Consider the following 12,794-nt stretch of genomic DNA (forward strand, 5'->3'; position numbering starts at 1 on the left):
TTAGGGCGAGGAGCCTCAGCGGAAGTTAATACTCTTATCGCTGGTCATATCGTACAGCTGGAACTTACGTCCAAGCTGTTGCCCCCCGTCGCGGGTCAGCGGCGTCCAGCCAATGGCCGCGCGGCTGCGGGTCGGGCCCGATGAGAAGAGATCCAGTGGAATAGAGACATACACCCCTTTGGTGAAGTCCCCTTCCCCGTACTCATCCGGCGACACGTTGGTGAGGGTCGCATAGCCACCGACAACCACGCCGCTGTCGAAGTGTTTCGAGATATCCAGCGTGCCGCCTTTATCCCCCGCCAGATACTGTCCAACGCTCGCTTTCACCAGCACATCCTGAGCAAAGGACGGCGTCCAGTAGGCGGTGAGATGGCCCGTTTTCACGCTGTAATCGGTGAACTTCATCATGTCCTGCGCGCTGCGCCAGTCACGCTGTTTCACGTAGTTGGCATCCAGACCGAACGCCCAGTTGCTGTCGACAGGACGGTAAAGCACTTCGGCCCCCGCGCCGCCATACATGGTCTCCAGATAGCCTCCGTACACCTGGCCGTAGAAGCCGTTGCCAAAGTACTGGAAATAGTTGGCCTGCAGGTTGTTCACGTACGCGTTGTTTTGCACATAGTCACGTACATGTGTACGCACGCGCGGCAGCTTCGAATCGCTTGGCGGGTTGGTGTAGTTGAACTTGTCGTAGTTATTCGCCAGGTTGCCAAACAGACTCCCGGTGGTCAGGAGGTGATCCGTCACCCACAGATCCGCCGTGGCCATCACCCCCAACTGGTACATATAGAAGTTTTCTGGCCCACCGACGGACTGGTTTAGCACCGGATCGATATGGAAATCGAAGCGCGGTTTATCAATATACCAGCCCTGCTCGGTGCGCTCTGGCACTATCGGCTCCACCCGTTTTTGAACCAGTTCGGTCTCGTGTCCCAGTGGCTCTCCCGCCAGATGGCGCTGCAGGCTTGCCACATCCGTTTCAGTGGTCACCTGAGGCAGGTTAAGTCTGTTTTCAGTTACGCGGATCGTGCGGATCCCGTCGGGAAGATCGTTCATGATGATCCGGTTGGCGCGTTCGATCCCTTCTCCTGAATCGCGGTATTTCACCTGCTCGCCGGTCACGTACAGGGTATCGCCCTTCACCTGGATCTTCGCATCCGCGAGGCCGGCGTTGTATTTCAACAGCGTGAGCTGGTTGGCAACAACCGTATGCTGGAGGATGGCATCCTGCGGCTCCGGCTGGTATTTCGGCCGGGCGTTATCGTTGTATGACGGTCGCATATCATTGAAGTTAGTGCGCAGGGTCACGCCAAACATCAGGGTATTGCCCCGCTCATAGCTGAGGTTCACGTCGGCCCAGTCGGTTACGCGATAAATGGCGCCAACGTTAAACTTGCTCTTCTGTTCCAGCTTGCCGGCAAAATCTTCGCTGTAGTTATTCCCTTCATACTCCAGCTTCAGGCGTAGCGGCTGCCAGGGCGTCTGATACTCTACGCCGCCAAACAGTGAAGCGGGGCCGTGGAACATCTGATCGCCATTGACCGAACCGGCCTTTTTATAGCTGTTGTCACGGTAGCAATATTTGTCGCTGTATGAACAGAACGGGTTACTGACGTTACCGCTGGTGCCGAGATATCCCCAGCCCAGGCCGAGGCTGAAATCAAACGGGCCCCAGGCTTTACTGGCCACCAGGTACTCGGCATCGAACAAACCTGTACCGCCGATATCGCGCGCGCCGACGGAGACCTGCGGCATCCAGTAGCTCTCTTCCCACAGGCGCAGTTTTACGTCGAAGGCTTTATCTTTGTAAGTCTGATTGCCAGAGAAAGACTCTACGCTGCTGTATTTTTTGGTGCGAACGTCGGTATAGCGCAGGGTGGTTTCCAGCCACGGGAAAAGCTGTACCGAGGCGGAGTAGTAACGATACTGATCGTTATCGCGATAGTTAAGGCTGATCTCCCCTTCCCGCGCCATGCGGGCGGTAGGCGTTTGCAGTAGCCCCACACCACCAAAGTCCGACTGCGACGGCCCGATCGGGGCCGGATACGTTTCTGCGTGGCAGGCGGCGCTCACACACAGCGCCAGGGCGCTGTAGAGATAAGTTTTTTTCATCAATCCGGTATCCGATGCGTCAGGGAGTGAAGGATGTCGGTATTGAGACCGTCATACGCCTTCGTCCAGAAGTGATCGGCAAAGCCGACAAAAATCACGCTGCCCGGCATGGGCTCCACATGACGCTTGTTCCAGTAGGCCACCGGGACGTTCTGCGTACGGCCATCCGGATAAACGACCCACGCATAGCTCTTCTCAGCACCCGCTAACAGGCTCTGCTCGTCGAGATAGCTCGCCACATCACGCCCCGGCGTAAACGGCTTTTTGCCCGGGCTGCTGACCAGCCCCATCACCGTCACGGTGCCGGGTTTGGCGGGGATCCACAGGCTGTACTCCCCCAGCAGCGTCGGATTGCCGTTTTCCGCTATGCGCACTTCATCAGGATCGAGATTTATCCGCTGACGTCCGGTCACGGCAATCTGCTCCAGCTGCTGGCGCACGGCGTTGATTGCCGCCGTATCGTCGCCAGAGGCCTGGCCAGCAAGCCCGGTCAGCCTTGCCAGCAACGCCTTGTGCTGCTGCTCTGCACGCACCGTGGCCTGACGCTCACTGATTACGGCTCCCGGCCACCAGCTGTTTGCCAGACGAGGCTGTCCAACCAGATCGAGGAGGTGTTCCGCATTGGATAAGGTTTTGGGTTCTTTGCTGTCGGCGATATAGACCTTAACCGTGCCCGCCGACCACGCCAGCGGCGCACTCAGGCACATTAACAGCGCAACGCAGAGTTTGATGTTCATTGTTTCGCTGCCTTAATCAGGGTCGCTTTCACCGGGAAGAAATCGGCGCCCAGGTACTGCAACGACTGGCGTATCTGCCCTTCGTCGTCCACCCAGTAACGGTTATGCCAGCTGGCCTGATCGGTCGTGACGGCTTCATCCAGCACGCGAACGCGAGTCTCGTCGCTGCCGACTTTTACGCTGTCGCTGCCATCCCAGCGAAAGACCGACCGTGCAGTGGCATAGCGCACCTGTTTGTGTTCGGTCCAGCCCATCGTCCGCGTCCAGCTTGCGCCGTCGGTAATTTGATTGGGCTTGATAAGCGGGTCATCCGCGAGGTTATTCACCTCCAGCAGATTGTCGCCGCCGAGCAGTGTTTTCACTATGCGGCCATGCTGCGTAACAATGGTGGCCTGATCCTGCGTCACCCATTTCTGCTGCCCGTTTTCATCGAAAGCGAGTACCACAAACAGTTGCGGGCCATCGTTTAACTGCATGTATTGGCTGGCGTAGGGCATGTTCTGGATATCGTCATCGGTCAGGTGTACACCCGGCGTTCCGAACAGACTCTCCCACAGTGAGTTGCCCAGCCCTTTAGTGGTGGCTGAGCAGGCCTGTAAAAGCAGGCAAATCAGGATGATTGCAGGTCGCTTCACGACTCTTCTCCGAAGGGGCGAAATAACCACACCGAAGTGTGGTTAGAGTTAATACACCCGGTATTACTGGGTGCTTGTTGTGGTTGTGGTCGTGGTTCCGGTATTGGAACCATCACCGCCACCGGTTGCCGCCAGCGCGACACCCACGGCCGAGCCTACGGTGCTGGTCGCGGTTGCGGTAGAACTCCCCGCAGACGCAGACGTCGCAGCCGAACCCGCCGCTTCACCGACCTGAACCGGTGCTGCCCAGGCAGACGTTGCCGCAAGCGCAGATATGGCAAAAATGCCATAAAGTACTTTCTTCATATCAATTTCCCTTCAATGAATGAATGGAGATTTACCTGAAAAGAAATTCAGGCGGGATCGAGTATACACAACTAAAGCAGACGGATTGACGCAGCGGGAAATAACAGAAAGGTTTTCAGATAATTGGATGCAGGGAAATAAAAAGTCTATTTAATGAATTAAAAAACCATTAATTTCAATTAATTAAAATATACAGCGAGAGATGGGTTCTGCGTATACTCCTAAAATAGACCCTGATAACTATTGGGCTATTTGGCCTTTTCAGATAAAACTTATAATAGAAATTTGCGTAAGGTAACGGACAACAAGAATAGTCCGATAAAAAAATGCCGGCATGGCGCCGGCATCATTTATGACTCATTTATTACGCGCGCCACGCTTTATAACGGTTAATCAGACCGTTGGTTGAACTATCGTGGCTGGCGATATCTTTATCATCACTCAGCTCAGGCAGGATGCGGTTAGCCAGCTGTTTGCCCAGCTCTACGCCCCACTGGTCAAAGGTGAAGATATTCAGGATCGCACCCTGGGTGAAGATCTTGTGCTCATACAGCGCAATCAACGCCCCCAGGCTGAATGGAGTGATTTCGCGCAGCAGGATGGAGTTGGTTGGGCGGTTGCCTTCGAACACTTTAAACGGCACCACGTGGTCCAGCTGAGCCGGATCTTTACCCTGGTCGCGGTACTCCTGCTCTACCACTTCACGCGCTTTACCAAACGCCAGCGCTTCGGTCTGGGCGAAGAAGTTAGACAGCAGCTTCTGGTGGTGGTCAGACAGGGCATTATGGGTGATAGCCGGGGCGATGAAATCGCACGGTACCATTTTGGTGCCCTGGTGAATCAGCTGATAGAAGGCGTGTTGACCATTGGTGCCCGGTTCACCCCAAATAATTGGGCCGGTCTGGTAATCCACCGCGTTGCCATTACGGTCAACGTACTTACCGTTGGATTCCATGTTGCCCTGCTGGAAGTAGGCCGCAAAGCGGTGCATGTACTGGTCGTACGGCAGGATGGCTTCTGTTTCCGCACCGAAGAAGTTGTTGTACCAGATCCCGATCAGCGCCAGCAGCACCGGCAGGTTTTTCTCGGCAGGCGTCGTGGAGAAGTGTTTATCCATCGCGTGTGCGCCGGAGAGCAGTTCAACAAAGTTGTCGAAGCCTACGGAGAGGATGATCGACAGGCCAATGGCGGACCACAGGGAGTAACGGCCGCCCACCCAGTCCCAGAACTCGAACATGTTGGCCGTATCGATACCGAATTCGCCAACCGCTTTACCATTGGTAGAGAGCGCCGCGAAGTGTTTCGCCACGTGTTTGTTGTCGCCCGCGGTTTTCAGGAACCAGTCACGCGCGCTGTGGGCGTTGGTCATGGTCTCTTGGGTGGTGAAGGTTTTAGATGCCACCAGGAACAGCGTGGTTTCCGGGTTCACTTTCTTCAACACTTCCGCGATATGAGTGCCATCGACGTTAGAAACGAAGTGCATATTCAGATGATTTTTGTAAGGGCGCAGCGCTTCGGTCACCATGAACGGACCCAGGTCGGAGCCGCCGATACCGATGTTCACCACGTCGGTGATCGCTTTACCGGTATAGCCTTTCCAGTCACCCGAAATAATGGCTTCTGAGAAGGTTTTCATTTTTTCCAGCACCGCGTTCACTTCCGGCATCACATCTTTGCCGTCAACGATGATAGGTGTATTGCTACGGTTACGCAGAGCCACGTGCAGCACGGCACGGTCTTCGGTGCGGTTGATCTTCTCGCCAGAGAACATGGACTTGATCGCCCCGGCCAGATCGATCTCTTTCGCCAGGTCCAGCAGTTTGGCCAGCGTCTCTTCAGTGATACGGTTTTTAGAGAAGTCCACCAGCATCTGATCGTCAAAGGTCGCGGAGAACTTACTGAAACGATCTGCGTCTTTTGCGAAGAGGTCCGCGATCGAAACGTCTTTCATTTCGTCAAAGTGCTTTTGTAAAGCCTGCCAGGATGAAGTCTGCGTTGGATTGATGTTTTTCATAGCAATACTCTTCTGAATTGAGAATTGTGACTGCGGTCGATTGTAGCGCCTGCGAACAGAAATTGTGATGGTTTTTATGCCATTGCCCTGGTCTGCATCAAACGCATGTGAAAAGACCCGGAAAGTATAGCTGCTGTACTCTCTCCCTGACGCGGTGGATTGTTGTCCAGAAAGGGCAAAAACGAAGGATAAAATAATGGCCTGTTATAAGTCCTGTTACTGAGGGGTACCCCCCCATGAAAAATCCGCATAATCCCAGCATTGACAGGACTTCCCCCGCATTTTATTTATAGGGCCGTAATCTGCGGCTGCACCTGTTTTTGTTTCAATCTTGTGCCACGGTCGCTTTATTCATTCCCTGACACGAGGTTGTTATGACGAGTTTTGTGGTCGCTAAATTTGGCGGCACCAGTGTGGCTGATTATGAAGCCATGAACCGCAGCGCCGATGTGGTGCTGGCCGATCCGAATACTCGCCTGGTGGTGCTCTCTGCATCCGCTGGCGTGACGAATCTGCTGGTTGCGCTGTCAGAAGGACTGGAAGCGACTGAACGCTTCGTTAAACTCGACGCCTTGCGCAAAATTCAGTTCGATATTCTTGAGCATATGCAGAATCCAAACGTGATTCGCGAGGAGATCGAACGTCTGCTTGAGAACATCACCACCCTGGCAGAAGCCGCCTCGCTGGCGACCTCTACCGCGCTCACCGACGAGCTGGTCAGCCACGGTGAGTTGATGTCCACCCTGCTGTTTGTCGAAATTCTGCGTGAACGTCAGGTTCAGGCCCAGTGGTTTGATGTGCGTAAAGTGATGCGCACCAACGACCGTTTTGGCCGCGCCGAACCCGACATTGCCGCGCTGGCAGAGCTTACCGCGCAACAGCTGGCCCCGCGCCTGGCGGAAGGCATGGTCATTACTCAGGGCTTTATTGGTAGCGAAGCGAAAGGCCGTACCACCACCCTGGGCCGTGGTGGCAGCGACTACACCGCCGCACTGCTGGGCGAAGCGCTGCACGCGTCTCGCGTCGATATCTGGACCGACGTACCAGGCATTTACACCACCGATCCTCGCGTAGTACCGGCAGCAAAACGTATTGATGTTATCGCCTTCGAAGAGGCGGCAGAGATGGCCACCTTTGGGGCGAAAGTTCTGCACCCGGCGACGCTGTTGCCGGCCGTTCGCAGCGATATTCCGGTCTTTGTGGGTTCAAGTAAAGATCCAAAAGCCGGCGGAACCCTGGTGTGTAAAAACACCGAAAACCCACCGCTGTTCCGCGCGCTGGCCCTGCGTCGCAAGCAAACCCTGGTGACCCTGCACAGCCTGAATATGCTGCATTCCCGCGGTTTTCTGGCAGAAGTGTTTGGTATCCTGGCGCGCCATAATATCTCGGTAGATTTGATCACCACTTCTGAGGTAAGCATCGCCCTGACGCTGGATACCACCGGCTCAACCTCTACCGGCGATACGCTGCTGACTCAGTCGCTGCTGATGGAGCTCTCTTCGCTGTGCCGCGTCGAGGTCGAAGAGAACCTGGCGCTGGTGGCAATTATCGGTAACCAGCTCTCTCGCGCCTGTGGCGTGGGCAAAGAGGTCTTCGGGGTATTGGATCCGTTTAATATCCGCATGATTTGCTATGGCGCTTCCAGCTATAACCTCTGTTTCCTGGTACCGGGTGCCGAAGCGGAGCAGGTCGTGCAGAAGCTGCACCAGAACCTGTTCGAATAATAAAAAAGCCCGGTGCCATCGCAACCGGGCTTTTTTTAGCTCGCCAGCACTGTTTTCATCAACAGGGCATCCAGCGTTTTTATGTCGCCTTCACGGCCATCAGGCAGCGCAGGCGGCACCTCACCCCGCGCCAGCTCTTGCTGCAAAAACGCGTGCAGAAGCGGCCGTCGGGGGCCGTACTGCGCTTCACCGGCGCGCTGTTTGATGGCCAGGAGTTCATCTATTTCCTGGCGTAGCGGCGGCTCCAGCTCGCTTCCTGCCAACAGCTCGGCAAATCGCATCGGCGGCACCCCTCTGCCCGCTTCGACCCAGCGCACCGCTAACAGCGGACGCAGAACGTAAAAGTACTTCTTAAGCCGAACCTCATCCCCCTGCAAATAGCCGCGGAAGTTTTTCCGTGCCATTGAGTAGTAGTGCCAGCGTGCCCGCACCGGAGAAAACCACTGCGGGACTAATGCTCGCAGCTCCGCTAATACCGCGTCGTTCTGCTGATAGACCACCGGTGAATCGAGCCACTCGATTAAGGTGGGGTTCGCCGCCTTGAGCAAGCCCAGCGCTTTGCGCCATTCCCAGCCGCAAACATCCAGTTCGTAATCTATCGGCAGCTCTATCACATCGCGCTGCGGCTCAACGCGCAGGTACCATTCAGGTTGATGCACATAGAGAAAGCGTACGTCGTAGTCGCTATCCGGTGAGGCAAAGCCCCAGCCCCGGCTGCCCGATTCGCAGGCGTAAAGCACCTTCACGTTAAAGCGCTGTTCGACCTCTTCTAGCTGCTGCCGCACGCGGTCACGCATGGCGGCATCGACTCCGTTATTTGCCATCTTTTTATCCTTTTACACAGACCACCTGACGCAAGGTATGGACCACTTCGACCAGGGACGATTGCGCCGCCATCACGGCTTCGATGTCTTTATATGCCATGGGGATCTCATCGATCACCTCGCTGTCTTTTCGGCACTCCACGTGGGCGGTGGCGCGGATATGATCCGCCACGGTGAACCGTTTTTTCGCCGCCGTCCGGCTCATTACACGTCCGGCCCCGTGGCTGCAGGAGCAAAAACTCTCTTCATTGCCCAACCCGCGCACGATAAAGCTCTTCGCCCCCATTGAACCGGGGATAATCCCCAACTGCCCCTTTTGCGCCGACACCGCCCCTTTACGCGTAACCAGCACTTCTTCGCCAAAATGGTGCTCTTTCTGCACGTAGTTATGGTGGCAATTGACCGCCTCTTGCTGAGTCATAAAGGGTTTGGCGATTATGTGTGACAGTGCGCTCAGTACCCGGGACATCATCACTTCGCGGTTATGACGCGCAAAATCCTGCGCCCACTCCACGGCTTCGATGTAGTCGTTATAGTGGCGGCTCCCCTCCTGGAAATACGCCAGGTTTTTATCCGGCAAATGCGCGAGATGTTGCTGCATATCTTTCTGGGCCAGGGTGATAAACAGGTTGCCAATCGCATTTCCTACGCCGCGCGAACCGCTGTGCAGCATCACCCATACTCGCTGCTGTTCATCGAGGCACACTTCAATAAAGTGGTTACCGGTGCCCAGCGTACCCAGATGCTGATAATGGTTAGTTTTCAGCAACTGAGGGTATTTATCCGTCAGCCGTTTGAAGCGCGGCGCCAGCCCGGCCCAGTGGGTATCCACTTCCGCAGGAGGCGTTTCCCAGGCCCCTTTATCGCGACGAGAACGGGTGTTGGTCCGTCCGTGCGGCACCGCCCGCTCAATGGCGCTACGCAATCCGCTGAGGTTATCTGGCAGATCGCTGGCCACCAGCGAGGTGCGCACGGCGATCATCCCACAGCCGATATCGACGCCCACCGCCGCCGGAATAATGGCCCCTTTGGTCGGAATGACGCTGCCAATGGTCGACCCTTTACCGAGATGCACATCCGGCATCACCGCCAGATGTTTAAAGATAAAGGGCATTCTTGCGGTGTTCAGCAGTTGCTCTTGCGCCTCGGGCTCGACCGGAACCCCATGGGTCCACATTTTTACCGGCGCACTGTTCTGCGCCGTCAAAAGTTGAAATTCGTGATGCTGCATTGCACTACCCCTTTAGATTCACTAATCCGTGCAGGACTTGATCCAGGCCACCAAACACCGAGATTTTATCGATGCGTTCTGCCACTCTTTCCAGCGTTTCCAGCTCTTTTAAGCGCAGAGCGACCGGGTTGTTTTCCATCACTTTCGCCGTATTTAACAGCGAACGGGTGGCGGCGGTCTCTTCGCGTCGGCGGATGACGTTAGCCTGCGCCGATTTTTCAGCCTCAACCAGGCGGGAGAGGATGGTTTTCATATCCCCCGGTAAGACAATGTCTTTCACCCCTAAAGAGGCGATATCGATCCCAAAGGGTGCCATTCGGGCATCAACCTGCTTGCTCACCACCTCGTCGATGACCTGCTTATCTTCGAGCAGTTCGTCCAGCGTACGGGTACCTACCGCTTCGCGCAGAGCAAACTGCAATTCGCGGTACAGATGATCAAGCGGACGGGTAAGCTGGCCAAATGCCTGCAACACATCGCGATAACGCCAGTTCGCCGCAAGATTGAGGCGCAGGTTCACTTTATCCTTCGTCAGGATCTCCTGCCCCGCCACTTCCAGCACCTGCAAACGGGTATCGACTACCTCCGCCTCGACCAGATGATTCACTTTCCACCAGGCGCTCATGCCCGGCATTAACAACGGCTGGGTTTCACCATCGATTTTTAATACCCCCACGTGCCAGGCGGGCACCTGAACCACCTGTATCGCGTCGCGCCCTTTCACCGCGCCGTTACGACGGGGCTGCAATACGGCAGCCATCACGTCGTCGGGCACCTGAACCTGGCGCGTGTCGAACTGCACCAGCTTCAGCGCGTCATCGTCCTGCCAGAACAGACGTCGGGAGGCGGGAGGGATCACCTCCTCAATAACGCCATTCCTGTACAACACCCCGACTTCATTATCTGTTAATTCCACGACCAGGCAGTATGTGTCTACCCAGGCTGGCTGGAAGCGGCGTAAATAGTCGGCGAGGGCTGCCGGGACTTCACTGCCATCGCGGCTAACCACTAATACGTCCGGCGTGTTGAACCATGGCAGGCGGTATTCACCCGCCTCCAGTACCTTGTAGTAATCGCCACGCTTCGCCAGCAGCGCCAGTTGACCTTTGCGTACCGTAATTTTTTTTATCATTTTATTTTCCTTTTAAAATCAGGGGCGGGTGCAGGAGCGAAATCGCAGGGGAGATCCCTCTTGCCTGCGATCCGGCACCGTTACCGGCCACCTTCTTTGGGGCTAAACACCGCCCCTCTTTACCATTTATGAGTCACAACCAGTTTTCATTGGGGAAATGAATGGGGAATCGAACCCCTGGGTGTCATTGGTTGACGGAACGCCCCGGGAAAACAGTGTTCGCCGTTCCTGGTGCGCCGGCGGGGCCTTAACCCCCTGCGTGCTCAACGTGCTGACAGAGGAGTTATTGCCATAAGCGTGCCAACAAAAGGAAAATGGCGAATAAATTTTTATGTGTTTGAATTAATGGATATTTATTTTTTATCTTCTATTTTGACATTGCATAATCTGCAGATAATTTTTATCTTTTGATATCGACTTTTATCTTTTGGGATAAACATGAAGAAACGGCGGGTAGTGATTGGCGTGCTCGGCACGGTGATGGATAAACGTGGAAAACGGGCAAACCGCTTTCGCAAATGGCGGCCTACCGTCGGGCTGTGTCAGCAGCCAGACTTTCCTGTCGACAGGCTGGAGCTCATTCACCAGCCGCACGATCAGAGCATGGCTCAGCAGATCGCAGAAGATATCGCCCTTCTTTCACCCCATACCGAGGTTCGCCCTTGCCCGGTCATCATAAAAGACCCCTGGGATTTTGAAGAGGTGTACGCCGCGTTTCTCGACTTTGCGACCCACTACCCCTTCGATACGGATAATGAAGAGTACCTGGTGCACATCACCACCGGGACGCACGTGGCGCAGATTTGCTGGTTTTTGCTGACCGAAGCGCGCTATCTCCCTGCCAGCCTGTTGCAAACCGGTCCGGCCGCCAGAGGCGCGCCGGAAGAGGCCATCGCCGCGGGCAGTTACTCAATCATCGACCTGGATTTGAGCCGGTATACGACCTTAACCAGCCGCTTTCAGCGCGAGCAGCAGCAGTCCGTTTCGTTCCTGAAAGCCGGAATCGACACCCGCAATGCCACTTTTAACGCCCTTATCGATCAGATTGAGCGCGTTGCGCTGCGTTCTACGGCGCCTCTACTGCTGACAGGCCCGACGGGGGCTGGCAAGTCGTTTCTCGCCAACCGCATTTATCAGCTTAAACAGGCGCGCCATCGGGTCTCTGGCAGATTAGTCGCGGTGAACTGCGCCACGCTGCGCGGCGACAACGCCATGTCAACGTTGTTCGGCCATGTGAAAGGGGCCTTTACCGGCGCGCAGACGGCCCGAGCGGGGCTATTACGCGAGGCCGACGGCGGCGTGCTGTTCTTAGATGAGATTGCGGAACTGGGCCTCGACGAACAGGCCATGCTGTTAAAGGCCATTGAAGAGAAGACCTTTTTGCCGTTTGGCTCGGATAAAGAGGTGCAGAGTGATTTTCAGCTGATCGCGGGCACGCACCGGGATCTGCGCCAGTGGGTGGCGGAAGGTCGTTTTCGCGAAGATCTCTACGCCCGTATCAATATGTGGAGCTTCGCGCTGCCGGGGCTGGCACAGCGCCGGGAGGATATTGCGCCGAACGTAGAGTACGAACTGCACCTTTTTTCGACCGAAGCGCAGGCGCAGGTACGATTTGATAAAGACGCGCGCGAGCGCTATCTGCGCTTCGCCAGTTCTCCCTCCGCGCTGTGGCGCGGTAATTTCCGCGAACTGAGCGCATCGATAGCGCGCATGGCGACCCTTGCCGAACAGGGACGCATTACCCTGGTGCTGGTAGAAGAGGAAATTGAGCGCCTGCAGGCCAGCTGGCAAACAGCGTCGACAACGCCACTGCCTGAGATCGATCTCTTCGAGCAGCGTCAGTTGGAGACGGTGCTGGAGGTGTGTCGGCGCAGTGCTTCACTCTCCGAGGCGGGCCGTGAGCTTTTTGCTGTTTCGCGATTAAAAAAGGCCAATCCAAACGATGCCGACAGGTTACGTAAATACCTGGCCCGCTTTGGGCTGAGCTGGGAGAGCCTCCGCGCGGGATCATGAAGAGAATTTGTTTGAATAAAATTCATTAGCAGGATAAACAATACCTATGGCCGGGCTCGAACCCGG

General features: G+C 55.7%; 10 protein-coding genes. 2 read left to right on the plus strand and 8 right to left on the minus strand.

All coding sequences use genetic code 11. The features are described from left to right. Nucleotides 1-15: 15 nt before the first annotated feature. The 5 genes from B3511_RS17450 to pgi all read right to left on the minus strand — a co-directional run bounded on the left by B3511_RS17450 (nt 16) and on the right by pgi (nt 5,804). Complete coding sequence (locus B3511_RS17450) at nt 16-2,112, minus strand: YjbH domain-containing protein (protein ID WP_286783933.1); 2,097 nt, start codon at nt 2,110-2,112, stop codon at nt 16-18. Beyond that, nucleotides 2,112-2,849 (minus strand): capsule biosynthesis GfcC D2 domain-containing protein, encoded by a 738-nt coding sequence (locus B3511_RS17455; RefSeq protein ID WP_233803270.1) that lies wholly within the window; start codon nt 2,847-2,849, stop codon nt 2,112-2,114. Before B3511_RS17455 ends, B3511_RS17450 begins: the two co-directional genes overlap by 1 nt. Beyond that, nucleotides 2,846-3,484: a YjbF family lipoprotein gene (locus B3511_RS17460; RefSeq protein ID WP_040077634.1), complete on the minus strand. Its 639-nt coding sequence runs from the start codon at nt 3,482-3,484 to the stop codon at nt 2,846-2,848. Before B3511_RS17460 ends, B3511_RS17455 begins: the two co-directional genes overlap by 4 nt. Before the next feature lie 63 nt (nt 3,485-3,547). Then, nucleotides 3,548-3,790, minus strand: coding sequence for an exopolysaccharide production protein YjbE (yjbE, locus tag B3511_RS17465; RefSeq protein WP_040077635.1), 243 nt, complete (start codon nt 3,788-3,790; stop codon nt 3,548-3,550). Between the two features lie 364 nt (nt 3,791-4,154). Then, nucleotides 4,155-5,804 carry a glucose-6-phosphate isomerase gene (pgi, locus tag B3511_RS17470; protein WP_286783934.1) on the minus strand — a complete coding sequence of 550 codons (1,650 nt, stop codon included), beginning with the start codon at nt 5,802-5,804 and terminating at the stop codon, nt 4,155-4,157. Nucleotides 5,805-6,178: 374 nt separating this feature from the next. On the opposite strand from pgi, the gene lysC reads away from it, so the two are divergent. After that, nucleotides 6,179-7,528, plus strand: a complete 1,350-nt coding sequence (gene lysC / locus B3511_RS17475) for a lysine-sensitive aspartokinase 3 (RefSeq protein WP_212478554.1) — start codon at nt 6,179-6,181, stop codon at nt 7,526-7,528. A gap of 35 nt (nt 7,529-7,563) precedes the next feature. Here the strand turns inward: lysC and B3511_RS17480 are convergent, their stop codons facing one another. The 3 genes from B3511_RS17480 to B3511_RS17490 are packed head-to-tail and all read right to left on the minus strand — an operon-like array spanning nt 7,564 to nt 10,715. After that, complete coding sequence (locus B3511_RS17480) at nt 7,564-8,352, minus strand: nucleotidyltransferase domain-containing protein (RefSeq protein ID WP_286783935.1); 789 nt, start codon at nt 8,350-8,352, stop codon at nt 7,564-7,566. A gap of 4 nt (nt 8,353-8,356) precedes the next feature. Then, nucleotides 8,357-9,583 carry an RtcB family protein gene (locus B3511_RS17485; RefSeq protein WP_286783936.1) on the minus strand — a complete coding sequence of 409 codons (1,227 nt, stop codon included), beginning with the start codon at nt 9,581-9,583 and terminating at the stop codon, nt 8,357-8,359. A gap of 4 nt (nt 9,584-9,587) precedes the next feature. Next, complete coding sequence (locus B3511_RS17490; protein ID WP_286783937.1) at nt 9,588-10,715, minus strand: slipin family protein; 1,128 nt, start codon at nt 10,713-10,715, stop codon at nt 9,588-9,590. Between the two features lie 438 nt (nt 10,716-11,153). Between B3511_RS17490 and rtcR the strand changes: the two genes are divergently transcribed. Then, nucleotides 11,154-12,728: an RNA repair transcriptional activator RtcR gene (rtcR, locus tag B3511_RS17495; RefSeq protein ID WP_286783938.1), complete on the plus strand. Its 1,575-nt coding sequence runs from the start codon at nt 11,154-11,156 to the stop codon at nt 12,726-12,728. Nucleotides 12,729-12,794 lie beyond the last annotated feature (66 nt).

Source organism: Leclercia sp. UBA1284 (assembly GCF_002308415.1).
Lineage (GTDB): Bacteria > Pseudomonadota > Gammaproteobacteria > Enterobacterales > Enterobacteriaceae > Enterobacter > Enterobacter pneumoniae.

Excerpts from the sequence above, each read along its gene's own strand:
- yjbE (WP_040077635.1), bottom strand. The coding sequence starts at position 3,790 with ATGAAGAAAGTACTTTATGGCATTTTTGCCATATCTGCGCTTGCGGCA.
- pgi (WP_286783934.1), bottom strand. The coding sequence starts at position 5,804 with ATGAAAAACATCAATCCAACGCAGACTTCATCCTGGCAGGCTTTACAA.
- B3511_RS17490 (WP_286783937.1), bottom strand. The coding sequence starts at position 10,715 with ATGATAAAAAAAATTACGGTACGCAAAGGTCAACTGGCGCTGCTGGCG.
- B3511_RS17450 (WP_286783933.1), bottom strand. The coding sequence starts at position 2,112 with ATGAAAAAAACTTATCTCTACAGCGCCCTGGCGCTGTGTGTGAGCGCC.
- B3511_RS17455 (WP_233803270.1), bottom strand. The coding sequence starts at position 2,849 with ATGAACATCAAACTCTGCGTTGCGCTGTTAATGTGCCTGAGTGCGCCG.
- B3511_RS17485 (WP_286783936.1), bottom strand. The coding sequence starts at position 9,583 with ATGCAGCATCACGAATTTCAACTTTTGACGGCGCAGAACAGTGCGCCG.
- B3511_RS17480 (WP_286783935.1), bottom strand. The coding sequence starts at position 8,352 with ATGGCAAATAACGGAGTCGATGCCGCCATGCGTGACCGCGTGCGGCAG.
- lysC (WP_212478554.1), top strand. The coding sequence starts at position 6,179 with ATGACGAGTTTTGTGGTCGCTAAATTTGGCGGCACCAGTGTGGCTGAT.
- rtcR (WP_286783938.1), top strand. The coding sequence starts at position 11,154 with ATGAAGAAACGGCGGGTAGTGATTGGCGTGCTCGGCACGGTGATGGAT.